Source organism: Marivibrio sp., from assembly GCF_040218065.1.
Taxonomy (GTDB): Bacteria; Pseudomonadota; Alphaproteobacteria; order UBA8366; family Aestuariispiraceae; genus Marivibrio.
This window is the reverse complement of record NZ_JAVJQE010000002.1, coordinates 22,076-46,230: the sequence shown is the minus strand read 5'-3', so window position 1 is coordinate 46,230 and position 24,155 is coordinate 22,076. Positions and strand designations below refer to the sequence as shown.

At 69.1% G+C, this 24,155-nt stretch carries 25 protein-coding genes; 11 read left to right on the top strand and 14 right to left on the bottom strand.

The genetic code is table 11. From position 1 onward, the window contains the following. Positions 1 to 57 precede the first annotated feature (57 nt). The 3 genes from RIB45_RS01065 to RIB45_RS01055 are packed head-to-tail and all read left to right on the top strand — an operon-like array spanning position 58 to position 3,363. Positions 58 to 1,059 (top strand): ROK family protein, encoded by a 1,002-nt coding sequence (locus tag RIB45_RS01065; protein WP_350047871.1) that lies wholly within the window; start codon positions 58 to 60, stop codon positions 1,057 to 1,059. Further along, positions 1,056 to 2,396, top strand: a complete 1,341-nt coding sequence (locus RIB45_RS01060; RefSeq protein ID WP_350047869.1) for a DNA polymerase IV — start codon at positions 1,056 to 1,058, stop codon at positions 2,394 to 2,396. The genes RIB45_RS01065 and RIB45_RS01060 overlap by 4 nt, the downstream gene beginning before the upstream one ends. Continuing rightward, complete coding sequence (locus RIB45_RS01055; protein ID WP_350047867.1) at positions 2,389 to 3,363, top strand: 2-hydroxyacid dehydrogenase; 975 nt, start codon at positions 2,389 to 2,391, stop codon at positions 3,361 to 3,363. The genes RIB45_RS01060 and RIB45_RS01055 overlap by 8 nt, the downstream gene beginning before the upstream one ends. Positions 3,364 to 3,477: 114 nt before the next feature. Here RIB45_RS01055 and RIB45_RS01050 read toward each other — a convergent pair whose 3' ends face one another. Next, on the bottom strand, positions 3,478 to 4,044 hold the full coding sequence (locus RIB45_RS01050) for a tetratricopeptide repeat protein (RefSeq protein WP_350047865.1): 567 nt from the start codon (positions 4,042 to 4,044) through the stop codon (positions 3,478 to 3,480). Positions 4,045 to 4,151: 107 nt separating this feature from the next. On the opposite strand from RIB45_RS01050, the gene RIB45_RS01045 reads away from it, so the two are divergent. Then, on the top strand, positions 4,152 to 5,126 hold the full coding sequence (locus RIB45_RS01045; RefSeq protein ID WP_350047863.1) for a DUF2817 domain-containing protein: 975 nt from the start codon (positions 4,152 to 4,154) through the stop codon (positions 5,124 to 5,126). A 12-nt stretch (positions 5,127 to 5,138) separates the two neighbouring features. Here the strand turns inward: RIB45_RS01045 and RIB45_RS01040 are convergent, their stop codons facing one another. Continuing rightward, a complete protein-coding gene (locus RIB45_RS01040; RefSeq protein WP_350047861.1) occupies positions 5,139 to 5,909 on the bottom strand; it encodes a class I SAM-dependent methyltransferase in 771 nt (256 codons plus the stop codon). Positions 5,910 to 5,981: 72 nt separating this feature from the next. Between RIB45_RS01040 and RIB45_RS01035 the strand changes: the two genes are divergently transcribed. Both RIB45_RS01035 and RIB45_RS01030 read left to right on the top strand, forming a co-directional pair. Continuing rightward, the gene (locus RIB45_RS01035) at positions 5,982 to 7,145 is read left to right on the top strand and encodes a CaiB/BaiF CoA transferase family protein (RefSeq protein WP_350047859.1); all 1,164 of its coding nucleotides are present in this window, start codon (positions 5,982 to 5,984) and stop codon (positions 7,143 to 7,145) included. Positions 7,146 to 7,234: 89 nt separating this feature from the next. Beyond that, the gene (locus RIB45_RS01030; protein WP_350047857.1) at positions 7,235 to 8,761 is read left to right on the top strand and encodes a 3-hydroxyacyl-CoA dehydrogenase; all 1,527 of its coding nucleotides are present in this window, start codon (positions 7,235 to 7,237) and stop codon (positions 8,759 to 8,761) included. 76 nt (positions 8,762 to 8,837) lie between these two features. Here the strand turns inward: RIB45_RS01030 and RIB45_RS01025 are convergent, their stop codons facing one another. The 4 genes from RIB45_RS01025 to RIB45_RS01010 form a co-directional block, all read right to left on the bottom strand. Continuing rightward, positions 8,838 to 9,005 carry a DUF3012 domain-containing protein gene (locus RIB45_RS01025; RefSeq protein WP_350047855.1) on the bottom strand — a complete coding sequence of 56 codons (168 nt, stop codon included), beginning with the start codon at positions 9,003 to 9,005 and terminating at the stop codon, positions 8,838 to 8,840. Positions 9,006 to 9,066: 61 nt separating this feature from the next. Then, positions 9,067 to 9,432, bottom strand: coding sequence for a helix-turn-helix domain-containing protein (locus RIB45_RS01020; RefSeq protein ID WP_350047853.1), 366 nt, complete (start codon positions 9,430 to 9,432; stop codon positions 9,067 to 9,069). A 170-nt stretch (positions 9,433 to 9,602) separates the two neighbouring features. Continuing rightward, on the bottom strand, positions 9,603 to 10,118 hold the full coding sequence (locus RIB45_RS01015; protein ID WP_350047851.1) for a hypothetical protein: 516 nt from the start codon (positions 10,116 to 10,118) through the stop codon (positions 9,603 to 9,605). A 54-nt stretch (positions 10,119 to 10,172) separates the two neighbouring features. Then, on the bottom strand, positions 10,173 to 10,688 hold the full coding sequence (locus tag RIB45_RS01010; protein WP_350047849.1) for a response regulator: 516 nt from the start codon (positions 10,686 to 10,688) through the stop codon (positions 10,173 to 10,175). Between the two features lie 241 nt (positions 10,689 to 10,929). Between RIB45_RS01010 and RIB45_RS01005 the strand changes: the two genes are divergently transcribed. Further along, the gene (locus RIB45_RS01005; RefSeq protein ID WP_350047847.1) at positions 10,930 to 11,391 is read left to right on the top strand and encodes a Crp/Fnr family transcriptional regulator; all 462 of its coding nucleotides are present in this window, start codon (positions 10,930 to 10,932) and stop codon (positions 11,389 to 11,391) included. Further along, on the top strand, positions 11,388 to 11,816 hold the full coding sequence (locus RIB45_RS01000) for a cyclic nucleotide-binding domain-containing protein (RefSeq protein ID WP_350047845.1): 429 nt from the start codon (positions 11,388 to 11,390) through the stop codon (positions 11,814 to 11,816). Before RIB45_RS01005 ends, RIB45_RS01000 begins: the two co-directional genes overlap by 4 nt. A 36-nt stretch (positions 11,817 to 11,852) precedes the next feature. Here RIB45_RS01000 and RIB45_RS00995 read toward each other — a convergent pair whose 3' ends face one another. The 8 genes from RIB45_RS00995 to RIB45_RS00960 all read right to left on the bottom strand — a co-directional run bounded on the left by RIB45_RS00995 (position 11,853) and on the right by RIB45_RS00960 (position 19,889). Further along, positions 11,853 to 12,653: an enoyl-CoA hydratase/isomerase family protein gene (locus tag RIB45_RS00995; RefSeq protein ID WP_350047843.1), complete on the bottom strand. Its 801-nt coding sequence runs from the start codon at positions 12,651 to 12,653 to the stop codon at positions 11,853 to 11,855. A 4-nt stretch (positions 12,654 to 12,657) separates the two neighbouring features. After that, positions 12,658 to 13,524, bottom strand: a complete 867-nt coding sequence (locus tag RIB45_RS00990) for a 3-hydroxyacyl-CoA dehydrogenase family protein (RefSeq protein ID WP_350047841.1) — start codon at positions 13,522 to 13,524, stop codon at positions 12,658 to 12,660. A gap of 121 nt (positions 13,525 to 13,645) precedes the next feature. Then, positions 13,646 to 15,457 (bottom strand): acyl-CoA dehydrogenase, encoded by a 1,812-nt coding sequence (locus tag RIB45_RS00985; RefSeq protein WP_350047839.1) that lies wholly within the window; start codon positions 15,455 to 15,457, stop codon positions 13,646 to 13,648. 16 nt (positions 15,458 to 15,473) lie between these two features. Then, on the bottom strand, positions 15,474 to 16,238 hold the full coding sequence (locus RIB45_RS00980) for an SDR family NAD(P)-dependent oxidoreductase (protein ID WP_350047837.1): 765 nt from the start codon (positions 16,236 to 16,238) through the stop codon (positions 15,474 to 15,476). 36 nt (positions 16,239 to 16,274) lie between these two features. Then, positions 16,275 to 17,936: a long-chain-fatty-acid--CoA ligase gene (locus RIB45_RS00975; RefSeq protein ID WP_350047835.1), complete on the bottom strand. Its 1,662-nt coding sequence runs from the start codon at positions 17,934 to 17,936 to the stop codon at positions 16,275 to 16,277. A 126-nt stretch (positions 17,937 to 18,062) separates the two neighbouring features. Beyond that, positions 18,063 to 18,416, bottom strand: a complete 354-nt coding sequence (locus RIB45_RS00970) for a nuclear transport factor 2 family protein (protein ID WP_350047833.1) — start codon at positions 18,414 to 18,416, stop codon at positions 18,063 to 18,065. Between the two features lie 28 nt (positions 18,417 to 18,444). Further along, positions 18,445 to 19,284 (bottom strand): hypothetical protein, encoded by an 840-nt coding sequence (locus RIB45_RS00965; protein ID WP_350047831.1) that lies wholly within the window; start codon positions 19,282 to 19,284, stop codon positions 18,445 to 18,447. Between the two features lie 17 nt (positions 19,285 to 19,301). Beyond that, a complete protein-coding gene (locus RIB45_RS00960) occupies positions 19,302 to 19,889 on the bottom strand; it encodes an EndoU domain-containing protein (protein WP_350047829.1) in 588 nt (195 codons plus the stop codon). 109 nt (positions 19,890 to 19,998) lie between these two features. Here RIB45_RS00960 and uvrA point away from each other — a divergent pair, with 109 nt between their 5' ends. Genes uvrA through RIB45_RS00945 form a run of 3 tightly spaced genes read left to right on the top strand, consistent with a single transcriptional unit; the run spans position 19,999 to position 24,132 of the window. Continuing rightward, complete coding sequence (gene uvrA / locus RIB45_RS00955) at positions 19,999 to 22,851, top strand: excinuclease ABC subunit UvrA (RefSeq protein WP_350047827.1); 2,853 nt, start codon at positions 19,999 to 20,001, stop codon at positions 22,849 to 22,851. A gap of 10 nt (positions 22,852 to 22,861) precedes the next feature. Beyond that, positions 22,862 to 23,557, top strand: a complete 696-nt coding sequence (locus tag RIB45_RS00950) for a hypothetical protein (protein ID WP_350047825.1) — start codon at positions 22,862 to 22,864, stop codon at positions 23,555 to 23,557. Between the two features lie 41 nt (positions 23,558 to 23,598). Continuing rightward, on the top strand, positions 23,599 to 24,132 hold the full coding sequence (locus RIB45_RS00945) for a hypothetical protein (protein ID WP_350047823.1): 534 nt from the start codon (positions 23,599 to 23,601) through the stop codon (positions 24,130 to 24,132). Positions 24,133 to 24,155: the final 23 nt, after the last annotated feature.

Here is a 24,155-nt window from a genome sequence, read left to right as displayed (position 1 = left end):
AGCGCGGCGCGGCGCATAGGCTTGCGCCGCGCTCACCCCTGGTCTCCTTATAGCATTATGGCCGAGTTTACTAAGAAATTCCTACCCGAAGGCGGTTTGAACGCCGCCGGATGGACCGTGGGCGTCGACCTCGGCGGCACCAAGATCGAAGCCGCGCTGGCCGCCCCGGACGGCGCCCTCGTCGCGCGCCCGCGCGCGCCGACGCCGCGCGGCGACTACGCCGGCACGATCGAGGCGATCGCCGCCCTGGTCGCGACCGTCACGGCCTGCGCCCCGGCGGACGTCGGTCCGATCCCGGTCGGCGTCGGGATGCCCGGCGCGCTTTCACGGCGCACAGGCCTCGTCAAGAACGCCAACTCCACCTGGCTGATCGGCAAACCGCTCGACCACGATCTGGCCCGCCGACTGGGGCGGCCTGTGCGCGTCGCCAACGACGCGGACTGCTTCGCCCTGTCGGAGGCGATCGACGGAGCGGCCGCCGGGGCCGACGTCGTCTTCGGGGTCATCCTGGGCACCGGCGTCGGCGGCGGCGTGGTCGTGGGCGGCCGTCCGCTGGCCAGCCCCAACGGGATCGCGGGGGAATGGGGGCACAATCCCCTGCCTTGGGCCGACCCGGCGCGCGATCCGGCGCACGCCTGCTATTGCGGCAAGCGCGGCTGCATCGAGACCTATCTTTCGGGTCCTGGCTTCGCGGCGCACGCCGGGATCGGGGCGGACGCCGCGGAAATCGCCGCCGCCGCGCGCGCGGGCGACTCCGAGGCCGCCGCGGCGCTCGACCTCTATTGCGACCGGCTGGCGCGGGGGCTGGCTGGCGCCATCAACATTCTCGACCCCGACGTGATCGTGCTGGGCGGCGGGCTAAGCCATCTCAGCGAACTTTATGAACGCGTTCCAACCTATTGGAAAAAGTATGTCTTTTCTGACCATGTCGAGACCCGACTGACCCCGCCTTTGCATGGCGACAGCGGGGGCGTGCGCGGGGCGGCCTGGCTCTGGCGCGACGCGGATCCGGCCGCGATCCTGGCGTGGTCGCCGCCGCACGACGACGCGCCGCCATGACGGACGAGGCCGCGCCGATCGTCCATTTATGCCGCGAGTGCCTGACCGACTGGCGCGCGCCCGCCCCTGAGACCTCGGCGCGCGCGCCCTGCCCGGCCTGCGGCGCGACCCGCACCATCGCGCACGCCGAACTCGACCGGCTGTCGATCGCGCACATCGACTGCGACGCCTTCTACGCCTCCGTGGAGAAGCGCGACGATCCCAGCCTGATCGACAAGCCGGTGCTGATCGGCGGCGGCCGGCGCGGCGTCGTGGCGGCGGCGTGCTATGTCGCGCGGATGTACGGCTGCCGCTCGGCGATGCCGATGTTCAAGGCCTTGGCCGCCTGTCCGAACGCCGTCGTCATCCGGCCCAGGATGGAGGTCTACGCCGCCGTCGGACGCCAGATACGCCAGATGATGCTGGACGCCACGCCCGCGGTGGAGCCGCTGTCGATCGACGAGGCCTTCCTGGATCTGGCCGGCACCGAGCGCGTGCACGGCGGTTTCCCGGCCAAGACGCTGGCGCGGCTCGTGCTGCGCATCGAGCGCGAGGCGGGCGTCACGGCCTCGATCGGGCTAGCGCCCAACAAGTTCCTCGCCAAGCTCGCCTCCGACCTCGACAAGCCGCGCGGCTTCGCCGTGATCGGCCGGTCCGAGGCGGAGGATTTCTTGGCCCCGCGGCCGGTCACCGCCATCTTCGGCGTCGGCAAGATGCTGGGCGCGAAGCTGGCGCGCGACGGAATCCGCACCATCGGCGACCTTAGGCGTTACGACGCCGAGACGCTGCAGCTGCGCTACGGCGCGATGGGGCGGCGGCTCCACGCCTTCTCGCGCGGGTTGGACGACCGCACCGTCGATCCCAGGAGCGAGGCGAAGAGCGTTTCGAACGAGACGACCCTCGATCAGGACGTCAGCGATGCGGAGCGCCTCAAGCGCATCCTCTGGCCCTTGTGCGAGAAGGTGGCGGCCCGGATGAAGAAGGCCGACATCGCCGGGCGCACCGTGACGCTGAAGCTCAAGACGGCGGACTTCAAAACCCGCACGCGATCCCATAGCCTGCCGGCGCCGACGCAGTTGGCGGAGACGCTCTACCGCACGGCGGCGCCGCTTCTGGAGAAGGAGGCCGACGGCGCGCGCTTCAGGCTGGTCGGCGTCGGCTTGTCGGAGCTGACCGACAGCGCGGACGCCGATCCGTATGATCTGGCCGACCCCGACGCCGCCAAGCGCGGCCAGGTGGAGCGGGCCATTGACGCGGTGCGCGAAAAGCTGGGGGACGGCGCGTTAACGAAGGGGCGCGGATGGCGCCCTCCTGCGCAAAGGCAAAAGGATAAGGGGGATCGTTCGGACGATGAGTGAAGCGACGAAAGGCTTTCGCGTGCTGGCCACCCGGCTGATGCCCGACGCAGTGGAGGCGCGCTTTCGCGCCGAATTCGACGCCGTCCCGAACGACGAGGACGCTGCGCTCGATCAAAAGGCGATCCTGCGCCTCGCCGAGGGGTGCCGAGGGATCGTCTGCACGCCGACCGAAAAGTTCGACGCCGAGACGATCGCGCTCCTGCCCGAGAGCGTCGAGATCCTCGCCACCTTCTCCGTCGGCTGCGATCATATCGACCTTGAGGCCGCGCAGGCCCGCGGCCTCGTCGTCGCCAACACGCCCGACGTGCTGACCGACGCCACCGCGGACACGACGATCCTGTGCCTTCTCGGCGCCGCGCGCATGGCCCAGAACGCCGAACGCATCCTGCGCGAGGGGCGCTGGGGCCGCTGGTCCCCGCGCGAGATGTTGGGCGTCCACATGTCCGGCAAGCGCCTCGGGATCGTCGGCATGGGGCGGATCGGCCAAGCGGTCGCCCGACGCGCCCAGGGCTTCGGCATGTCGGTGATGTACCATAACCGCCGCGAACTGCCGGCCGAGGACGCGCAAGGCGCGACCTTCTACGCCGAGCCGGCCGAGATGCTGCCGCAGTGCGATTTCCTGGCGCTGACCTGCCCGCTGACGCCGCAGACGCATCATTGGCTGAACGCCGAGCGCATCAAGCTGCTGCCGGACGGCGCCGTCGTCGCCAACACGGCGCGCGGACCCGTGGTTGAGGACGACGCGCTGATCGCCGCCCTCAAATCCGGCAAGATCGCCGCCGCCGGTCTCGACGTCTTCACCGGCGAGCCCAAGCTGGACGAACGCTATCTCGACCTCGGGAACGCCTTCCTCCTGCCCCACATCGGCTCGGCCACGGTCGAGACCCGCAACGCGATGGGGAACCGCGCGCTGGACAACATCGCCGCCCACGCGGACGGGCGCGACCATCCCAGCCGGGTGGCGTGAGGCGACGGGGCCGAGGCCCCGATGTCAGGGCTCGGGGCTGTCGGCTCTTCTGCTCGGAGATGTCGGAAACCGTCGTCATGGTAGGGCTCGACTCGCGCCCTTGATGCGACGCGCTCAGATCTTGTTGTCCTCAAGCTGATCGCGCAGCTGCTCCAGGCGCTGGGCGATGCCCGGCATGTAGGGATTGAGGTCGAGGGCTTTTTCATAGGCCTCCGCCGCGGCCTCGGCGTCGCCGAGCGCGTCGTAGTTGAGGCCGAGGCCCGACATGGCGCCGAAATGGCGCGGCTCCAGAGTGAGCGTGCGCTTGATGTCCTCGATCGAGCCGGCGTAGTCGCCGCCGTAATAGCGCACGGTGGCGCGCTTGTTCCAACCTTCGGCGAAGTCGGGCGCGAGTTCGACGAGGGCGGTGAAGCTTTCCTCCGCGCGTTCGACGTCGCGGTCGCTCATCGCCGCCATGCCGTCCTTCAGCAGCACTTCGGCGCTGCCGCTGTCGGTCTCGAGCCAAACGCCCCAGATCCGCTGCTCCAGCGCCTTGGCTTCGGTGAAGGAAAGCTCGCCCGATTGCAGGACCTCGAACATCTCGTCGAGGCGGGGGTCGTCCTGCCCCGCCGACGCCGGCGCGGCGAAGAGCGTCAGCAGCGCGCACAGCGCGAGCGCGAGCGCCGCGCGCATTGCCTGCATCGGGTCGGCTGGAGTACATCCGATCATGACAGAAAGTATGGGGCGCGGCCCGCACGGCGGCAAGTCGCGCTCCCGATTCTTGAACTTTTAGGGGGAGCCGGGCCGGAATGGCGGACGCCGATAGGCTGTTCAGCGACGATTTGGCGACGGCGCGCGCGCGGTTCTTGACCGCCTGCGACAAGATAGGTCTGCGCGTCGCCTCCTATCCCGGCCGCGGTCCGGCGCCGGCGGATGACGGGCCGCTCTATTGCGACGTCGCGCGCCTCGGCTCGCCGGAAGCGACGCGCATGCTGGTCTTGTGCCCGGCCGGGGCGGGCGGCGCGGGATTCGCCGGGGCGGCCGCGGTTTTGGGGGTGCTGTCCGGCGGGCTGATCCGCGACTTGCCGCGCGACGTCTCGTGCCTGCTGATCCATGCCGTCAATCCGTTGGGTCCGATATGGCCCGACCGCCCGGACGCCCCGCCGCCCGCCTCCTCGGCCGGGAACGCCCCCGGCCCGGGGGACGGCGCGCCCCTGACGGCGGACTGGGACGACGGCGTCCTCAGCGCCGCCGAACGCCGGTTCGCCGCCTACGAAGAAGCGCAGCGCTTCGACCGCGAACGTCTGGCCGGACGCACGCTGGCCGAACTCGCCCCGCCGGCCTGGGACGCCGCCGTGCTCCAGGCGATCGCCGACGCGCATTTCCCGGGAAAGCGGAAGCTGTTGTTCATCGACGTGCGCACCGGGCCCGGCCCGTTCGGCGACATAGAGTTCATCGCGCCGAAGCAGGCGGGCGCCGGCGCGCCGGAGACGGCTCAGCGTTGGCTGGGTCTGCCGCTCGCCGGCGGCTCGGAAGGGCTGGCGGAGGCGCGTGCGCCCACCGCCGGCGGTCTGCCGGCGCTGGCGCGCGCCCCGGCGCTGGAGACGTCCTGCGTCGTGCTGGAGGCCGGCGTCTATTCCATGGCCACTCTGTTGCAGGCCAGCGGTCCGGCCAAGAGCGGCGCCGGCGCCGCCTATCCGCGCGACCGGCTGTGGCGCGAACAGGTCTGGGATGCGGCGGCCGACCTGATCCGCCGCGGCTTCAACGGCCTGGCGGCGGCGTGACGCCGCCGCTCATCAACTCGGCTGCGCGCAGCGCATCTGAACCCGCATGAAGCCGTCGGCGTCGAAGACCGCGTCCGACGACAGGCCCAAAGCCGCGGCCGCCGCCGCGACCGTGCTGCGTTCTGCCGCCGACAGCGGCTTGCGATAGGCGACGGGCGCGCCGTAGGGCGCGACCGCATAGCCGTGCGCGGTCACCGCCGAGGCGATGGGGCCGGGGTCCACATTAGGACGCGGGCAATAAAGAATTGTCGGGCGGCGCGGCGCGGCGGCGGCGATCAGGCGCGGCAAGGCCGGCGCCAGCAATCCGCCGACGGCGCCGCTCTCCACGATCAGATCGGCCTGGCGCAGGAACGCCGTCAGGCCGGCGCTCGGCGCCTTTTCCAGAACGTTCTCGCAGAAGCCGAGATCGACCGCGCCCACCGCCTGCGCATAGGCGAGCGCGCGCCCGGCCACGTCCAGGCCGGCGATGCGCCAGCGGCCCGGCGCCGCGTCGAAGGCGCGCGCATCGTCCGAGGGGTCGGCGGCGTCGGCGTAGCGTCGATAGAGATCCGCCATCGACAGGCCGGTCCTCAGCAGAAGCCCGACCGCGCCGTAGCCGCAGGCGAAATCCAGCACATGAAAGGGACGCCGGCCGACGCTAAGCCGTCGGACCGCCTGCGCGACCTGCGCCGGCATGGCGTAGCCCGACGGCGCGAGCCCGCGATAGTAGGCCCGCGGATCCGCCAGATCGTACAGCGCCTCAAAGTCCTCCGACCGTTCGGGCGCGGGACCGCTCGCCGTCATCTTTCATCCCCTTTGCGGGCGCGCTACGATGCGGGCAGTCTACGCTGAAGCGACAAGCGCCTGCGAGCACCCATGACCGACGACGCCCCCCGTCAGCCGCTGGCCGGCGTGACCGTGCTGGATTTCACCACCCTGCTGCCCGGGCCGCTGGCGACCCTGCTGCTGGCGGAAGCCGGCGCGACGGTGATCAAGGTCGAGCGGCCCGACGTCGGCGACGAGCTGCGGATCTATCCCCCGCCGCGTTGGACCGAAAGCGGTGATACGGCCGCCTTCGCATTGCTCAACCGCGGCAAACGCTCGATCGCGATCGATCTGAAGGACGAAGGCGAACGCGCGCGCCTCACGCCGCTGCTGGAGCGCGCGGACGTCCTGGTCGAGCAGTTCCGGCCGGGCGTGATGGCGCGCCTCGGTCTCGACTACGAGACGTTGGCGGGCGCCAATCCGAAGCTGGTCTATTGCGCGGTGACCGGCTGGGGCCAGTCGGGGCCGATGAAGGACCACGCCGGCCATGATCTGAATTACATCGCCGAGACCGGGCTGCTGGCGCTGGGCGGCGCGGGCGCGGACGGCGCGCCGCTTCCCCCGCCGGGCCTGATCGCCGACATCGGGGGCGGCGCCTTGCCCGCCGTCGTCAACATTCTGCTGGCCCTGCGGGAGGCGGAGCGCACCGGCCGCGGCCGCTATTTGGACGTCGCCATGGTCGACGGGGTGATGAGCTGGCAATGGTGGGCGCAGGCGGCGGCGCAGATCACCGGCCGGGCGCCCGCAGGCGGCGGGGCGCTGTTGACCGGCGGCTCGCCGCGCTATCGCGTGTATCGCACGGCGGACGACCGTTTTCTCGCCGTCGCGCCGCTGGAGCAACGCTTTTGGGACGCCTTCTGTCAGGCGATCGATCTGCCGGAGGCGTTGCGTGACGACGCGCACGATCCGGCCGCGACCGCCGCCGCCGTGGCCGAAATCCTGGGCCGGCGCAGCGCGGCGGCGTGGGAGGAGCGCTTTCGAGGGCTCGACGTCTGCGTCACGGCCGTGAAATCGGTGGCGGACGCCCCCGCCCATCCCCATTTCCGAGCCCGCGGGCTGTTCGAGCGTGAGGTCCGCGCCGGACGGGACGCGGACGCCCCGGCGATGACCGCGCTGCCGACCCCGATCGACGCGAGCTTCAAGCCCGCCGACAAGAGCGCCGCCGCCCCGCGGCTGGGCGAGGACACGGACGCACTGGCGCCGCGTCGCGATTGAGCCGAGCGATCGGGCGCGCTATTGAAGAGCCCTCGCGACGCGATCCGGTCGCCTTAACATGAAATGTCCGCGCTAAAGGATTGATGCATATGAGTCTTCCGACGAACAAGACCGTCGCCGTCGTGGGCGCCGGCGCGATGGGGCAAGGCATCGCCCAGGTCGCCGCCGAGGCCGGCCATCCGGTGCTGCTGTTCGACGCCGCCGACGGTCAGGCGGCGGCCGCGGCGGAGCGGCTGGGGCGGGTTTTCGCCCGGCTGGTCGAGAAGGGCAAGCGCACCCAGGCGGACGCCGACGCCGTTCTAAAACGGGTCACGCCGGTCGCGACGCTGGAAGATCTGGCCCCGGCCGCGCTGATCGTCGAGGCGGTGGTCGAGCGCCTCGACGTCAAGCAGGAGGTGTTCGGCAAACTGGAGGAGATTTGCGGCGCGGACGCGATCCTCGCCACCAACACGTCGTCGCTTTCCATCACCGCGATCGCCCGGCCGCTGAAGCGCCCGGCGCGCGTCGTCGGGATGCATTTCTTCAATCCCGCCCCGCTGCTGCCGCTGGTCGAGGTGGTGAGCGGCCTGTCGACCGATCCCGAGGTCGCGGACCTCGTCTTCGACACGGCCGCCGCCTGGGGCAAAAGCCCGGTCTTCGCAACCTCCACCCCCGGCTTCATTGTGAATCGCGTGGCGCGCCCCTTCTACGGCGAAGGCCTGCGTATCGTCGAAGAAGGCGCGGCAGATCCCGCGACGGTGGACGCCTGCATTCGCGACGCCGGCGGCTTTCGCATGGGGCCGTTCGAACTAATGGACCTGATCGGCAACGATGTGAATTATTCGGTCTCCGCGGCCGTATTCGAGGCCTTCAGCTACGACCCGCGTTATCGCCCCTCCGTCCTGCAGAAGGAAATGGCGGACGGCGGCCTGCTGGGCCGCAAGTCCGGCCGCGGGTGGTACGATTATGCGCAAGAGGCGGAGCGTCCGGAGCCGCCGGAGGCCGAGACTGCGGACATCGCCCCCCCGGACGCCGCGATCCTGCTGGGCGAGCCCGGGCCGTGGAGCGCGCTGTTCGAACGGCTGGCCGAGGCCGGTCTGCAGATCGAGCGCCAGGAGGACGACTGCCTCTTCCCCTTGCTTGATTTCGGACCTGTGATCCTGTGCCCCACCGACGGGGCGCACGCGGAATCGATCGCCGAGGCCGAGGGAAAACCTGCGATCGTGATGGATCTCGCGCTCGACTGGACGAAGGCGGGCCGGATCGCGTTGGCGCGCTCCAGCAACTGCCCGGCGGAGGATTTCGCCCGCGTCGCCGCGCTGTTCCAGGCGGCTGGGATGAAGGTTTCGCCAGTCGAGGATGTGCCCGGCCTGATCGTCGCGCGCACCGCGGCGATGCTGATGAACGAAGCCTGCGACGCGCTTTACAAGGGCGTCTCCGATCCCGAGGGGATCGACACCGCCATGAAGAAGGGCGTCAACTACCCGATTGGGCCGCTGGCCTGGGCGGACCGACTGGGCCACGCAAGGGTTCTGGAGATCCTCGACAATCTTTGCGACAGCTACCGCGAGGAGCGCTATCGCCCCTGCGCGCTCTGGCGCCGGCTGCCGGAGGTCCTGCAGTTCCGGGAGGAGTGAGCGCGCGAGGCCGCCGACGGACGGGCGCGCGCGGTCGCGAAGACCGGCGGCCGGCGCTCGTCGGCGTTTCAGCCGCTCACATCACGCAATTCTTGGCGAAGTCGCCCGCCTCGTTCGCGGTCCAGTCGCCCTTGGGCTTTTCTTTCATCGCCTCGCACCAATCCGGCGAGCCGACCTCCGGTTCGCAGGCGGTGAGGGCGAGCAGCGCGACGAAAGCGGCGATCAACGAAAACGGCGTACGCATGGCGAAACGTCTCCCTGTGGGATCGTCGGGCGGTCTCTATGCCGCGATTCGCCGGCGGCCGTCAGAGATCTTCGAGCTGGCGCTCCAACTCGTTCACCAGATCGGTGGCTTCCTGCAGTTTCAGCCGGGCGGCGCCGAGCTTGGAGCGGATCGCCTCCACCGGATCCACGGCGCCCGCCGTCTCGAACTTGTCGACATCGCCTTCCAGCAGCCAATGCGGGGTCACGTTCAGGATGCCGGCCAGCGTGAAAAGCCTGTTGGCGCGCGGATCCCGATCGCCCTTCTCCCACGCCTCGATGGTCTCAAGGGTGACGCCCATGCGCCGCGCCAGCTCCTCCTGAGACCAACCCTGATGGTCGCGCGCACGCGCGATCCGCGGTCCGACAGGCGGGGTTTGCTGATCGATCTGGCCGGTTTCGGTCGACATCGGGCGGGGCTCCTCAAAAGCTAAATTCGACGCGGGCGTGCGCGCTGAACGTTATCGTCGAGAACCGCGCCGGCGCCTGCAACGGGCGCGGCGAGCGTTTCTCTCAGGGCGTCATTTTCTGGAGGTCGGAGCCTACCTGTCGGGCGCCGAAAGGTAAAGCTCAGGTCGGATCAGCGCGAGAGTTCCCGGGCCACTGCGTCGGCGAGCGCTTCGACGACGGCTTGGGCGATCTCGTCGCCCTCCCCCTTGATGGAGCGCTTGTAGACCACCTTCATCGCGTCGACATGTTGGTCGATCAACGCCGGCGTCACCTCGCGCTCCTCCGGCAGTTCGCGCACGTAGCGACAGAAGGAGCGACCGATGTCCGTGATCAGCGGGTAGCCGAAGGTGGAGCCCTGGCCGCGCATGTTGTGGATCAGCTTGAACAGCGAATCCAGGGCGCGCGGATCCCGACTGTCGCGATACTTCCGCCCATAGGCCTCAAGCCGGTCGATGTCCTGACCCAGCTTGTCGATATACTCAGCCTCAAGCTTCCCGACGATCTGTTCGGCCTGCGCGATCGCGCGTTCGGGGTCCTTGCCGCCCGTCTTCGGCACCTTCTTGGCCAGATCGTTCGGGCGTTCGATCACTTGATGCCAGGTCTTCCCGCGTTCGGCCGGCACGTCGGGCAGGTTCTCCTTGGGCACGATCCGCCTTCCTTTCCCCGCCCTCACCGGCGGTCGGCGCGCGTCGGCGCGCCGCTAAATCTCAATCTCGTCATGCTGGCCGCGCCGATCCTGCCCGTCGTAGGTCGGCAGGTTCAAGCGGCGCCGGCACGGGCCGAAGAAGGTGGCGGTGCGCACGAACGGCCGCGGATTGTCGACGATCTGCACCAACCGCGCATGGAGCGAGCGGGCGGCCACCGGCTTCGCCAGGAACTCGGTGATGCCGAAGTCCCGCGCGCTGGTCACCTTGGCCTTCTCGGTATAGCCGGTCAGCATCACGATCGGCACGTAACGGCACGGGCTTTCCGGATCAAGCCGGACCCGGCGCACAAAACTCGGCCCGTCCTCCGGCTGCATCTCCCAGTCGCAGATCACGACGTCGGGCTCGAGCTCGTTGATCTGGTCCCACGCCTCGAAGCCGTCGGCGGCGAAACGAACCTTGGTGATCCCCAATGCTTCGAGCATGCGCTCGAGCACCATGCGCATGAACTTGCAGTCATCCACGACGAGGATGCTGAGCTGGCTGAAATCATGGCGATGTCGATTCGACATGCGAACAGGCTCCACCGGGACCCAATCGGAACGTCCCTCCCGGTCCAATACGGCAAAAGCGGCCGCTTATTCGCCGTTCTATAGCAAAAGCGTCACGCGACGGGAACTCTTTTGCACGACGCCGCGAGAGGCTGCGGTATTCCGCGGCGCCGGCCGTCTCTGACAGCGCCGTCGCTGGCGAGTCCCATACGACGCATGATAGCATCATCGCGATTGTGCATTGGCGAACCGGGGAGCCGAGATGTCAGGCGACAAGGGCGTGAAGGTCCTGAACCGCCGCACCTTCTACAAGGGCGACGTGATTTTCCATGAAGGCGATGAGGGGGCCGTCGCCTATGTCTTGCAGCAAGGGCGCGTGCGCATCACCCGCAAGACCGACTCCGGCGAACAGGCCACCCTCGGGTTCGTGGAAGAGGGCGGGGTCTTCGGCGAGATGGCCCTGATCGACAAGAGTCCGCGGATGGCGTCCGCGATTGCGGACGGCGCCGTCGTCTGTATCGCCATCCCGGAGGAAACCGTGCGCGCGAAGCTGAAAGCCAGCGACCCAGTGCTCCGAACCCTGATCGTCATGCTGATCCGGATGATCCGGACGATGGCGGATCAGACGACCTTGCCGCCGGACGATTTGAAGGCCCTGGCGGCCGCGGCGGAGGCCGAGGCCCACGCGGCCGCCGTCGCCGCCGAGAAGGGCCAGACGTCATGAGCGCCGGCGGCTCGCTCACGCGCAAACGCTTCGCCGAGGGCGACCTGATCTTCATGGAGGGCGATCCCGGCGACGAGACCTTCCTGATCCAGACCGGCAAGATCGAGATCATCAAGCGCGACGCGACCGGGATGTTCGAGCCGGTCGCCGTCTTGGGGCCGGGCCAAGTGTTCGGCGAGATGGCGCTGGCGACGTCCAAACCGCGGGCCGCCGGGGCCCGCGCGCTGGCGGACAGCGAGGTGATCGCCGTCAGCCGCGCCCAGGTCGCCGCCAAGCTCAAGGACGCGGATCCCTTCATCGCCGCCTTGTTTCGCATCCTGGCCGGCAATCTTGAAGCGATCGTCGCGCGCAAATCGAAGGAGGAGAAGCGCAGCGCCGCAAAACCGACCGCGCAGGATCTCGACGCGCTCACCGGCGAGGAATAGCGCGCCGCGGCGGAGGCGGCGGCGCGCCGGTCGCGCCTATTCCCCCGTGAAGTCCGGCTTGCGCTTTTCGGTGAACGCCTTGACCCCCTCTCGAAAATCGCGGGTCTCGGCGCCCTCCAAGAACGCCGCCCGTTCAGCCGCAAGCTGGCCTGGGAGGTCGTTGGTCACCGACTGTTCGATCAACCGCTTCACCCGCGCATAGGCCTTCGTCGGACCGGCGGCGAGGCGTTTTGCGAACAGCGTCACCTCCTGGTCGAACTTTTCCGGCGCGACGATCCGGTTGATCAGGCCCCAGGCCAGCGCCTGATCCGCGTCGAAGCGCTCGGACAACAGGGCGATCTCCAAAGCGCGGCGCTGACCGACGATCCGCGGCAGAAAATAGGTCGACCCGCCGTCCGGCGAGGCGCCGATACCGGTGTAGGCCAAGCTGAAGATCGTGCCGGACTCTGCGATCGCAAGGTCGGCCGCCATGGCCAGACTGACGCCAGCGCCGGCGACCCGACCGTGCAGCGCCGCCAGCACCGGCTTCTCCATCGCCCGCAGCGCCTCGATCGTCGGGTGGTAGCGGTCGATCAGATCGCCGGCGAACGAACCCACATCGTCGCCGTGGGCGGCGAAATCCGCCACGTCGCCGCCGGCGAAGAAGCCCTGGCCCGCGCCGCGCAGCACGACGCAGCGCACGGACGACTCATCGCGGGCGGCCTCGGCGGCGGCCAGAAATTCATCCGCCATCCGCGCATTCAACGCATTCATGCGGTGCGGGCGGTTCAGGGTCAGAACCCGGACCGCCTCGTCATCCTCCACCAGAACGCTCGGGCCGTCGTCGCCATCCTGCATCCGCTCACCTCTCCTCTCGATAGTCGTACCATCCGCGGCCGGCTTTGCGTCCGTAGCGGCCGCTTTGCACCATCTGCTTCATCAAGGGCGGCGGATGGAAGCGCTCGCCGTACGCCTCGTGCAGGATCTCCATCACCTGCAGCGCCAGCGGGTTGCTGACCTCGTCCAGCAGCTTGAAGGGCCCCACCGGATGGCCGAGGCCGAGCCGGCAGGCGGTGTCGATATCCTCCGGCGTCGCCACCCCCTCCTCGACCAGCTTGTTCGCCTCGATGAAAAAGGCCATCAGCAGACGATTGACGGCGAAGCCGGTCACGTCCTTTACCGGCACCGCCGCCTTGCCCGCCGCTTCGCACGCCGCCTGCGCCCGGGCCAGCGCCTTGGGATCTGTGTCGAAGCCGGAGATCGCCTCCACCAGCTTCATTCGGCTGACGGGGGAAAAGAAATGCAGCCCCATGAAGTTCGGGCGCCGCGCCTCGGACCAATGGCTCGCAAGCGCGGAGATAGAGATCGAGCTGGTGTTGCTGGCGATCAGACAATCCGCCGGCAGGACCGGATCCAGCGCGCGGTAGATCTCCGCCTTCACGCCCTCGTCCTCGAACACCGCTTCAATCACCAGCTCGCGATCGGAAAAGCGCGCGAGGTCCTCGGTGAAGGTCAGGCGCTGCAACGTCTCGGCCGCCGCAGCCGCGTCGTAGGCGCCTTTGGCGACGCCCTTATCGAGGATGGCGGAGAGCTTCGCCCGCGCGCGCTCCAGGGCCTCCGCCCCCTTGTCGGCCAGCAGCACCTCGCAGCCCGCCAAGGCGAAGACCAACGCGATCTCCGAGCCCATCATGCCGGCGCCGACGACGCCGATCCTTTTAATTCCACTCATTTAGCCTTCCCGGTCCCCTAGTTTCGGCGCACGCCGTATGAGGTCCCCGCCTTCGCGGGGACTCCCGAGTTACAGCCGGCGCCCCCGCGAAGGCGAGGGCCTTCATCGGTCCGCTCTGCGCCTAGAACCACGCCTCTTCCATGGAAAGCGCGCTCCGCTCTCCCTCCTCGATCAGGCGGGCCAGCGCGTCGATCTTCGGCAGATCGTGGGCGACGACGAAGCGGCAGCTCTGAATCTTGCCGCGGTAGAAATCCGCCTCCTCGCCCCCGGCGCCGGCGTCGAGCGCCGCCTGCGCGACCAACGCCGCCTTCAGCGCCGTCCAGGCCGTCACCAGATGGCCGGAGAGCTCCATGAAGGCCTGGGCGTTTGCGAGCTGCACCGCCGGCCCCTCCGCCTCGCCGAGGCGGATCAGCGCGGCCGCCGTCTCCTCGAAACGCGACAACGCACCCGCGAGCGCGGCGGCCTGCGGCGCAAGCGTCTCGACCGCGGCGCCCTCGCTGGCGGTCGCATCGATGCGCGTCGTCAGCGCGCGCAAGGCGGCGCCGTCCTTCATCGCGATCTTGCGGCCCGCGAGGTCCAGCGCTTGGATGCCGTTGGTCCCCTCATGGATCGGATTCAAGCGGTTGTCGCGCCAATATTGCTCGACCGGAAAATCGCGGGTGTAGCCGTAGCCGCCCAGCACCTGGATGGCCGCGTCGTTCGCCTCCAGCGCCCGATCCGAGAGATGCGCCTTCACGATCGGCGTCAGGATCTCGAGCAGCAGATGCGCCTCCGCCCGCACGCCCTCGTCCGGATCCTCGTTCTTCACATCGACCAGCGAGGCCGCGTATAGCGAGAGGGCGAGCCCGCTTTCGGCGATCGCCTTCTGCTTGAGAAGCAGCCGGCGCACGTCGCCATGTTCGATCAGACGGGCGGGCGGCGCGCTGGGGTCCTTGGCGCCGAGCGGGCGACCCTGGCGGCGCTCCTTGGCGTAGCCGAGCGCGTAGCGATAGCCGGCGTAGGCCAACATCGCCGAACTCATGCCCACGATCGTGCGCGCCTCGTTCATCATATGGAACATGTAGGCGAGGCCTTGACCCGGCTCGCCCAGCAATTCGGCCTTGCACGGCCGGTCGCCGCCGATGTCGAGAACCGTGTTCGTGGTCCCGCGATAGCCCATCTTGTGGTTCAGCCCCGCGAGGCTGACGCCGTTGCGCGCCCCCGGCCGGCCGTCGTCGTCCAGATGATGGTTCGGCACGATGAACAGGCTCAACCCCTTCACGCCCGGCTTGTCGCCGCGGATGCGCGCCAGCATCAGATGGACGATGGTCTCGCTGAGCGGATGCTCCCCGCCGGAGATCCACATCTTCGAGCCCTTCAGGACATAGCCGCCCTCGCCGTCCGGCTCGGCCGTCGTGCGGATGTCGCCGAGCGAAGAGCCCGCCTGCGGTTCGCTGAGCGCCATGGTGCCGAAGAAACGCCCTTCAAGCATCGGCTGCATGTAGCGCGCCTTCTGCCGCTCGTCCGCGAAGGCGTCGAGCAGATTGGCCGCCGCCACGGTCAGGAAGCCGTAGGCGAAGCTGCCGATGTTGGCCGCCTGGAACCAGGCGTAGCAGGCCTGCGCCACAGTCCAGGGCAGTTGCATGCCGCCGCGCTCGAAATCGGCGTGGGCGGCGAAGAAACCGGCCTCCGCAAAGGCGTCGAGCGCCTCTTTCACCTCCGGGATGATCTGCACGGCGCCGTCGACCAGCTTGGGCTCGTTCAGGTCGGCCTTGCGGTTATGCGGCGCGAACTTCTCCTCGGCCAGCTTCTTCGCCGTCGCCAGCGCGCCGTCGAAGGTCTCGCGCCCATGCTCGGCGAAGCGGGGATAGCGGGTAAGATCCTCCGCCTGCAGCACCTCATAGAGCGCGAAGGCGATGTCGCGCTCGCTCAAGATCGACTGATCGTCGGCCATGCCTGCGACCTACCCCTCACCGCACCAGAAAGCCGCCGTCGACCGTGATGGTCGAGCCCGTCATGTAGGCGCTCGCGTCCGAGGCGAGCAGCAGCAACACGCCGTCCAACTCAGACGGCGCGCCGGTGCGGCGCATCGGGATCGACTTGCGCAGCTTCTCGCCCGCGTCGGTGGCGAAGAAGGCCCGATTGATGTCGGTCTCGATATAGCCGGGCGCAATGCCGTTGACGCGCACGCCGGCGCGGGCGAGCTCGGCGGCCATGACCCGGGTCAGCTGGCTCAACCCGCCTTTCGAGGCGCAATAGGCCGACAGGCCCTTCATCGTCGTATAGCCCAGCACGCTCTCGATATTGATGATCGAGCCGGAGCCGCGCTGCGCCATGTGCTTGGCCGCCGCCTGGGCCACGACGAAGGCGCCGCGCAGGTTGGTGTCGAGGACCTTGTCCCACTCGTCGATCGCAAGCTCGGTGAAGCTCTGCGTCACCGCAACGCCGGCGTTGTTGACCAGTATGTCGAGGGGGCCCAGCGCCTCCTCCGCTTGCCGGACCGAGCGCTCGACCGCCTCGGGATCGGTCACGTCGAGGGAGACGGCGTGCGCCCGGCCGCCCGCCTTCTCGATCTTCTTCTGCAGTTTGGCGAGCTTGTCGGTCTGGCGCGCGGCGAGGCACACGGCCGCGCCGCGGCCCGCCAGCACCTGCGCGAAGCGCTCCCCCAGCCCCTGGGAAGCGCCCGTCACCAAGGCGGTGCGCCCGGTCAGATCGAAGATGTCGCGTTCGCTCATGATCCGTTTCGTCCTTCTCGCAACCGGCGCGGCCGTTCAGCCCGCCTCGTCCTGCAGCCGGCGGCGCAGGACGTGTTTTTGAACCTTGCCGGTAGAGGTCTTCGGCAGCTCCTCGAAGATCACCCGCTTCGGCGCCTTGAATCGGGCCAGACGCTCGCGCACCCAGGCGATCGCCTCCGCCTCGGCGAGACTCTCGCCGGGCTTGAGCGTCACGAAGGCGCAGGGGCTCTCCCCCCATTTCTCGTCCGGCATCGCCACCACCGCACATTCGAGCACGGCGGGGTGCCGGTAAAGCGCGCCCTCGATCTCGAGGCTCGAGATGTTCTCGCCGCCCGAGATCACGATGTCCTTGGAGCGGTCGCGCAGTTCGACATAGCCGTCGGAATGCAAAACGCCCAGATCGCCGGACAGAAACCAGCCGCGCCCCAGCGCGCGCTCGCTCGAAGTCGGATCCTTCAGATAGCCCTTCATGACCGTGTTCCCGACCATCGCGATCTCGCCCATGGTCTCGCCGTCGGCCGGGACGGGCCGAAGCGTCTCGGCGTCCAGCACCGTCATGTCGACGAGACCTAGCGTGGGGACGCCCTGGCGTTTCTTGATCTCCGCCTGCTCGGCCATCGGCAGGTCGGACCAAGCCTCCCGCCAGTCGCAGCAGGACGCCGGCCCGTACGTCTCCGTCAGGCCGTAGCCGTGCAGCACATCGAAATTGAGCGCCTCGGCCCGCTCCAGCAGCGCCGCCGGCGGGGCCGCGCCGCCGACCGTGTACGCGACCGTATGCGTACTCTCCCGACCGACCCCTTCGCCCGCGTTCATCAGCATATTGAGAACCACCGGCGCGCCCGACATGTGGGTCACGCCGCGCCGGTCGATCAGCCGGAAGATCTCCTTCGGGTCGACCGCGCGCAGGCAGACGTGCGTCCCCATAAGCGCGGTGATCGCCCATGTGTTGCACCAGCCGTTGCAGTGGAACATCGGCAGGGTCCAGAGATAGACCGCATGCGGCGCCAGTCGGAAACCCATGTGGTTCGCCAGCGCGTTCAGATAGGCGCCGCGATGGTGATAGACGACGCCTTTCGGCTCGCCCGTCGTGCCGGAGGTGTAGTTGAGCGCGATCGCCCGCCACTCGTCGTCGACGCCCGGCCAGTCGTAGGCGGGGTCGGCCGCCGCCAGCAGCGCCTCATAGGAGTGATCGCCGACCCGCGGCTCGGCCGGATAGGCCTCGCCGTCCAGATCGACGACGGCCGGCTTGTTCCTGGCGCGCTTGAGCGCTTCCTGAGCGATCCCAGCCAGCCCCGGGTCGACCAGCAGCACTTTCGCCTCGCCGTGATCGAGGATGTAAGCGACCGTCTCCGGGTCGAGGCGCGTGTTGATCGCGTTCAGCACGGCGCCGGCCATCGGCGCGCCGTAATGCGCCTCCAGCATGGCGTGCGAGTTGAAGGCGAGCGCGGCGACGCAATCGCCGGGCCGCACGCCGAGTTCACCGAGCGCATGGGCCAGACGCACGCAGCGATCCTTCATTTCCGCATAGGTCCAGGAGTGATCGCCGTCGATCACCGCCGTCTGATCGCCCACCACGCGGGCGGAACGCATCAGAAAGGTGATCGGCGTCAACGGCTGATGGTTGGCCGCACGCTGCGGCAAATCGGTCTCGAAGATCGACCCGTCCCGGCCCAAACCGTTATGTCGGCTCCCGGTCATGCGACCCCGCTCCTCCCCGGCCGCCGGCGCGCGGCCTGCGGCGTGCTCGTCCGTTTGTCGGACAATTCTTTGTCAACGCATCATGGCCGAACCGCCCGGGCCTCGCAATGGGCCCGCGGCCCCCTCTCACGCGATCGGCAGACCTTGCAGGCGCAGGAAGGACAGCTTGTCCCAATAGCCGCGCTGAAAGCGGATCAGCCCCTCTTGCACCTGGAAGAAGCCGCAGCCGCGCAGGCCGTTCGGATCGCGCCATTCGAGGATCGCCCACTCCCCATCCTGGAACAGATTGACCGGGATGCAGGTCATCTCGGCTTGCGCGAACAGCCGTTCGAAATCGGCGTGGATCGCCGCCCAGCCTTCGATCGGGTCTTCCGCCACCTGATGATTGACCGCATCTCGGTGATAAAGCGCCGAGATCTCGGCGGCGTCCGCGCGGTTGAAGGCCGCGATCCAGCGTTCCAGCAGCTGTTTCGGACTCATAGCCCCTCTCCTTTGCGCGACGATCCTATCACGGTCGGCCTCGGCTCCGTCGCCGCCGATTGAGCAGAAGACCGCCCAGCACCCCGCCGAACACAGCGCTCGGCAGGACGGCCGCGGTGCGCTGATCCAACAGGAACGCCGCGCCCGCGCCGATCCCCGCCCACAGCGCCCAGGCGGCGCCGGCGGCGAGGACCACGCCGCGGGTCCCGTACCGCTCTCCGAGAAGCAGCGCCGCCCACAGCAGCAGCAGCGGCTCCCAGGGGCTCGCGGCCTGCGGGCCGACATGGCCCGTGAAGCCCGCGGTCAGCGCGCCGGCCAGCGCGAGGGCCGCGCCGCCCGCAATGGCCGCCGCGGCGTCGATCAGCCGCGCCGATAGAGACGCCGCCGCGCCGAGCGCGACGAGCGCCGGCGCCAACGTCGCGATCGCCCCGGCCCCCGCCCCGAGGATATCGGCGAAGGGCCGCCCAGCGCCGGCGATCCCCTGCCCCGCCCCAAGCGCCGGGGCGCGCAGCAGCGCTTGCTCGACCGCGAGCGCCAGGAGCAGCGTCGCCGCGCCGGCGATCCAGACCGGAGCCCGCCGCAGCGCGCCCCAAAGCAGAGCCCCCGACACGCCGCCCAGCACAAGCGCCGCCACCGCGCCCACGGCGAAGGGCGCCTCCGGCCCCGCCAGCCGCCCGGGAAAGGCCGGCGCCGTCGTCCAGGCGGCGGCGTACCCTCCAAGCGCCAGAAAGGCGGCGGGTCCGAGATTGACCAGCCCCGCGCCGCGCCGATGCAGCCGCAGCCCCACGGCCGCCAAAGCCGTCAACGCGGCGAACGTCGCGGCGATCAGGAGCTGATCCGCGATGGCGGCGGGATTGAGGGGGATCATGCTACCGGCGGGCCATGCTATCGGCAGGAGACCGGCGCCGGCTCCGGATCGACCAGCGGCCAGGCGGTGCGGACGATCCGCCGCTCCCGGCTGCGCCAATAGCCTTCCAGCGTCAGCACGGAGCCGTCGTCGCCGAGGCAGAAACCCTCGGCGTTCGCCGCAGGCGCGCTCAGCCCCCGCCACTTGCCGTTCGGATAGGCGCAGACCGCGTTTGCGGCGGCGTGCGCGACGGAGGCCACCACCTCCGCCGGCGTACAGGCGTCGGGATAGAAGCTGCTGATATGGCGTTTCGCCCGCCAGCGGTCGCCGTCGAAGATCTCGACCCCGTCGGCGACATAGACGCCGGTCGCCTCATTGCGATCGACGATGCGGGCGATGCGCGCGCTCGACGGGCTCTCCCCGCCCGGACGGTGATGGAACCCGGTCCCGCGATCGCGCCGATTGACCTCGCCGCAGAACAGATGCGCGCGGTTGACCGGCGGCTCGGTCGCGCTCAGTCCGCCCTCGCCGAGGGCGCAGCCCGGCGCTTGCGCCGTCGCCGGCGCGGCGAGCGCCAATGCGAGCGCGAAAAGGACGGCGCTCAGGGTCTGGCGCAAAAAATTCATCGGCCTATCTCTGTGTTGCGGGATGCGGGGACGACCCGCCTTCTCTATAGTCGTCGACCGGGCTCGGACCGCCCGTCAGGCCTTTCGAACCAGCCTAGTGCAGGATCTCATGACCGTCAGCATTCGAGTGCGCGGCGCGCGCGAGCATAATCTGAAGAACGTCGACGTCGACCTTCCCCGGGACAAGCTGGTGGTGGTGACGGGCTTGAGCGGCTCGGGCAAGAGCTCGCTCGCCTTCGACACGATCTACGCCGACGGCCAGCGGCGCTACGTCGAAAGCCTCTCGGCCTACGCCCGACAGTTCCTCGAGATGATGCAGAAGCCGGACGTGGATTCGATCGAAGGCCTGTCGCCGGCGATCTCGATCGAGCAGAAGACCACCTCCAAGAACCCGCGCTCCACCGTCGGCACGGTGACGGAGATCTACGACTACATGCGCCTTCTGTGGGCGCGCACGGGCGTCCCCTATTCGCCCGCCACCGGCCTGCCGATCGAAAGCCAGACGGTCAGCCAGATGGTCGACCGCGTGCTGGCTATGGGCGAGGGCGCGAAGCTCTATCTGCTGGCCCCGATGGTGCGCGGGCGCAAGGGCGAGTACCGCAAGGAGCTGGCGGAGCTGCAAAAGAAGGGCTTCCAGCGGGTCAAGATCGACGCCAAGTTCTACGAGATCGACGACGCCCCCGCCCTCGACAAGAAGCTGAAGCACAATATCGACGTGGTGGTCGATCGCGTCGTGGTGCGCGACGGGCTTGAAGGGCGCCTCGCGGACTCGGTCGAGACGGCGCTCGGAATATCGGACGGGCTCTTGGTGGCGGAGGACGCGACCAACGGCGAGCAGACGATCTTCTCCGCCAAGTTCGCCTGCCCCGTCTCCGGCTTCACGATCCCAGAGATCGAGCCGCGGCTGTTCAGCTTCAACAACCCCTTCGGCGCCTGCCCCGAATGCGACGGCATCGGCACCGAGATGAGCTTCGATGAGGAGCTTGTCGTCCCCGATCCGACCAAGAGCCTGCAGCAGGGCGTGATCGATCCCTGGTCGCGCAGCTCCAGCCCCTATTACAAGCAGACGCTGGCGGCGCTGGCGAAGCATTACGGCTGCTCCATGAGCGCGCCGTTCGAGACCCTGCCGCAGGAGGCGCGCTCCGCCATCCTGTGGGGCACGGACGACGTCGTCACCTTCCGGTATGACGATGGGCTGCGCACCTACAAGACCGAAAAGCCGTTCGAGGGCGTGATCCCCAACATGCAGCGGCGCTACCGCGAGACGGAGAGCAATTGGAGCCGCGAGGAGCTCTCCAAATACATGACGACGACGCCGTGCGAGGCCTGCGGCGGCCATCGGCTGAAGCCGGAGGCGCTGGCCGTCAAGGTGGCCGGCCGCCACATCGGCGAGGCGGCGCAGCTCTCAATCTCGGAGGCGCATCGCTGGTTCTCCGAGGTCGAAGGCCACATGACCGCCCAGCAGGCCGAAATCGCCCACCGCATCCTGAAGGAGATCAACGAGCGGCTCGGCTTCCTCAACAATGTGGGGCTCGAGTACCTGACGCTCAGCCGCAATTCCGGCACGCTCTCGGGCGGGGAGAGCCAGCGCATCCGGCTGGCCTCTCAGATCGGTTCGGGCCTCACCGGCGTGCTTTATGTGCTGGACGAGCCGTCGATCGGCCTGCACCAGCGCGACAACGACCGGCTGCTGGAGACGCTGAAGCGCCTGCGCGACCTCGGCAACACCGTGATCGTGGTCGAGCATGACGAGGAGGCGATCCGCGCCGCCGACTATCTCGTCGACATGGGCCCGGGCGCGGGCGTCCACGGCGGCTGGCTGGTCGCCGCGGGCACGCCGCAGGAGGTCCTGCAGGTCCCGGAAAGCGTCACGGCGCAGTATCTGACGGGCGTGAAACAGATCGAGGTGCCGAAGAAGCGCCGCAAGGGCCACAAGGGTCAGACGATCAAGGTGATCGGCGCGCGCGAGAACAATCTGAAGAATGTCGACGCGACCATCCCGCTCGGGACCTTCACCTGCGTCACTGGCGTCTCCGGCTCCGGCAAATCGACGCTGATCCTGGAGACGCTGCAACGCGCGCTCGGCCGCGCGCTGATGGGCGAGAAGGCCCACCCCGGCGCGCACGACAAGATCGAGGGGCTCAAATTCCTCGACAAGGTGATCGACATCGACCAGTCGCCGATCGGGCGCACGCCGCGCTCCAATCCGGCGACCTACACCGGGGCCTTCACGCCGATCCGCGATTGGTTCGCCGGCCTGCCGGAGGCGAAGGCGCGCGGCTATCAGGCCGGGCGCTTCAGCTTCAACGTCAAGGGCGGGCGCTGCGAGGCGTGCCAGGGCGACGGCGTCATCAAGATCGAGATGCACTTCCTGCCCGACGTCTACGTCACCTGCGACCAGTGCGACGGCAAGCGCTACAACCGCGAGACCCTGGAGATCAAATATCGCGACAAGTCCATCTCCGACGTGCTGGAGATGACGGTCGACGAGGGAGCGGAGTTCTTCAAGGCCGTGCCGTCGATCCGCGACAAGATGGTGACGCTGCAGCGCGTCGGCCTCGGCTACATCAAGGTGGGCCAGCAGGCCACCACGCTGTCCGGCGGCGAGGCGCAGCGCGTGAAGCTGGCCAAGGAGCTTTCGAAAAAGGCCACCGGCCGCACCCTCTACATCCTGGACGAGCCGACGACGGGCCTGCATTTCGCCGACGTCCACAAGCTCCTCGAAGTCCTGCAGACGCTGGTCGAGAGCGGCAACACGGTCCTGGTGATCGAGCACAACCTGGAGGTCGTCAAATCGGCCGACTGGCTGATCGACCTCGGCCCGGAAGGCGGCTCGGGCGGCGGCGAGATCGTCGCCCAAGGGACGCCCGAGGAGGTCGCGACGGTCGAGCGCAGCTACACCGGCCGCTACCTCGCCCCCTATCTGCCCAAGTTGGCGGCGAAGCAACAGAAAGCGAGCTAGGGAGGCGGCGATGCGCGCGGCCCCGGCCCTTTTCGCAGCCGTTCTGCTAACCGGCTGCCTGGGTTTCGGCGGCGAGGAGGCCCCGCGCGGCGCCGCGCCTACTCAGCAGGCCGCCCTTGCTCCGGCCGCCCCGCATCAGGCCGAGACCGACGCGCCCTCCCCCGCCCCTACGGGCGCCGACGACCCCGCGCTTCGTCCCACCCAGGACTGGGCGCTGGTCACCCGCCGGGCCGACGACAACGGGGCGTTGATCGAATTCACGCCGAAGGGCCAGGGGCCCGAAAGCTGGACCAAGATGGCGAGCGCGACGCGCGCCGTCCTCGGCGAGCCGGCGAGCGCGACCAAGGTGCGCCGCTACATCTTCGAGCCCTATCGCGAGCGCTGCGCCGAGGCCGCCGTCGAAGTGCTGGCGCGCAAGCCGCCGACCAGCGGCGATCTGGCGGAAGAAGCGGTGCTCATCTGCAAAGGGTTCGACCGATCCGGCCTTCCCGCTCACATTCAGGCGAAACCCCACGCGATGCTCTATCTCGTGGTCACCGCCACCCGCAACGGCTACGAGACGTTCCAATTCGCCTGGCATCATGACACCATTCCAGCACGGGCTTACCGATTGAGCCCGCTGTTCGACGGAGAGGCGCGCGCGTGGCGGACCGGGATTCAGGAAGCCCTGAGACGGGCGATGCAGGCGACGAGCCCCAGCGGCTGAGCGCCCCCGGCCTGCGGCGGCCCGAAGACGGCCCGCCCGGAATGGTGAAGGGCGTGGGCGTGCCCGGGCGGCGCCCGCGCACCCACGCGCCCGAGGGCTGGCCGGGGCCGAAGGATTTCTCGATAGATCCGGGACGTATGCGGCGCAACATGCTGACGCTGCTGGTCTTCGCCGGCGTCGGACTGATCGCCTACGCGTCGCTGGGCGGCGGTCAGGTGCTGGCCTGGGGGCTGGCGATCCTGATCCTGGCGCTGGCGGCGGGCTCGATGGTGCGGGTGCAGGGCGACGCCTCCGCCGTCCGCCTGACGCGCGAGGGGGTCGAGTTCGTCGGAACCCGCCCGCCCAAGAGGATCCGCTGGGACGAGGTGACGGACGTCGATCTCGTCGAGATGCCCCGTGGCCTCTCCTTACGCCCCGGCGACGCGGAAGACCGCGTCATCCGGCTGAAGCTGGCGCCGACGCGCGCGGGCGGGCCGGCCGGCTTCGAGGTCATCCCGACCGGCGCCGGCGCGGACCTCGACGGGCTGGCCTGGGAGATCGAGGGCTGGTGGCGCTACGCGACGCGGCCTTGGTGAGAGGGCCGCCCGGCCCAGAGCCC

Coding starts and splice junctions, on each gene's coding strand:
- RIB45_RS01065 (WP_350047871.1), top strand. CDS start 58: ATGGCCGAGTTTACTAAGAAATTCCTACCCGAAGGCGGTTTGAACGCC.
- RIB45_RS01060 (WP_350047869.1), top strand. CDS start 1,056: ATGACGGACGAGGCCGCGCCGATCGTCCATTTATGCCGCGAGTGCCTG.
- RIB45_RS01055 (WP_350047867.1), top strand. CDS start 2,389: ATGAGTGAAGCGACGAAAGGCTTTCGCGTGCTGGCCACCCGGCTGATG.
- RIB45_RS01050 (WP_350047865.1), bottom strand. CDS start 4,044: ATGCAGGCAATGCGCGCGGCGCTCGCGCTCGCGCTGTGCGCGCTGCTG.
- RIB45_RS01045 (WP_350047863.1), top strand. CDS start 4,152: ATGGCGGACGCCGATAGGCTGTTCAGCGACGATTTGGCGACGGCGCGC.
- RIB45_RS01040 (WP_350047861.1), bottom strand. CDS start 5,909: ATGACGGCGAGCGGTCCCGCGCCCGAACGGTCGGAGGACTTTGAGGCG.
- RIB45_RS01035 (WP_350047859.1), top strand. CDS start 5,982: ATGACCGACGACGCCCCCCGTCAGCCGCTGGCCGGCGTGACCGTGCTG.
- RIB45_RS01030 (WP_350047857.1), top strand. CDS start 7,235: ATGAGTCTTCCGACGAACAAGACCGTCGCCGTCGTGGGCGCCGGCGCG.
- RIB45_RS01025 (WP_350047855.1), bottom strand. CDS start 9,005: ATGCGTACGCCGTTTTCGTTGATCGCCGCTTTCGTCGCGCTGCTCGCC.
- RIB45_RS01020 (WP_350047853.1), bottom strand. CDS start 9,432: ATGTCGACCGAAACCGGCCAGATCGATCAGCAAACCCCGCCTGTCGGA.
- RIB45_RS01010 (WP_350047849.1), bottom strand. CDS start 10,688: ATGTCGAATCGACATCGCCATGATTTCAGCCAGCTCAGCATCCTCGTC.
- RIB45_RS01005 (WP_350047847.1), top strand. CDS start 10,930: ATGTCAGGCGACAAGGGCGTGAAGGTCCTGAACCGCCGCACCTTCTAC.
- RIB45_RS01000 (WP_350047845.1), top strand. CDS start 11,388: ATGAGCGCCGGCGGCTCGCTCACGCGCAAACGCTTCGCCGAGGGCGAC.
- RIB45_RS00995 (WP_350047843.1), bottom strand. CDS start 12,653: ATGCAGGATGGCGACGACGGCCCGAGCGTTCTGGTGGAGGATGACGAG.
- RIB45_RS00990 (WP_350047841.1), bottom strand. CDS start 13,524: ATGAGTGGAATTAAAAGGATCGGCGTCGTCGGCGCCGGCATGATGGGC.
- RIB45_RS00985 (WP_350047839.1), bottom strand. CDS start 15,457: ATGGCCGACGATCAGTCGATCTTGAGCGAGCGCGACATCGCCTTCGCG.
- RIB45_RS00980 (WP_350047837.1), bottom strand. CDS start 16,238: ATGAGCGAACGCGACATCTTCGATCTGACCGGGCGCACCGCCTTGGTG.
- RIB45_RS00975 (WP_350047835.1), bottom strand. CDS start 17,936: ATGACCGGGAGCCGACATAACGGTTTGGGCCGGGACGGGTCGATCTTC.
- RIB45_RS00970 (WP_350047833.1), bottom strand. CDS start 18,416: ATGAGTCCGAAACAGCTGCTGGAACGCTGGATCGCGGCCTTCAACCGC.
- RIB45_RS00965 (WP_350047831.1), bottom strand. CDS start 19,284: ATGATCCCCCTCAATCCCGCCGCCATCGCGGATCAGCTCCTGATCGCC.
- RIB45_RS00960 (WP_350047829.1), bottom strand. CDS start 19,889: ATGAATTTTTTGCGCCAGACCCTGAGCGCCGTCCTTTTCGCGCTCGCA.
- uvrA (WP_350047827.1), top strand. CDS start 19,999: ATGACCGTCAGCATTCGAGTGCGCGGCGCGCGCGAGCATAATCTGAAG.
- RIB45_RS00950 (WP_350047825.1), top strand. CDS start 22,862: ATGCGCGCGGCCCCGGCCCTTTTCGCAGCCGTTCTGCTAACCGGCTGC.
- RIB45_RS00945 (WP_350047823.1), top strand. CDS start 23,599: ATGGTGAAGGGCGTGGGCGTGCCCGGGCGGCGCCCGCGCACCCACGCG.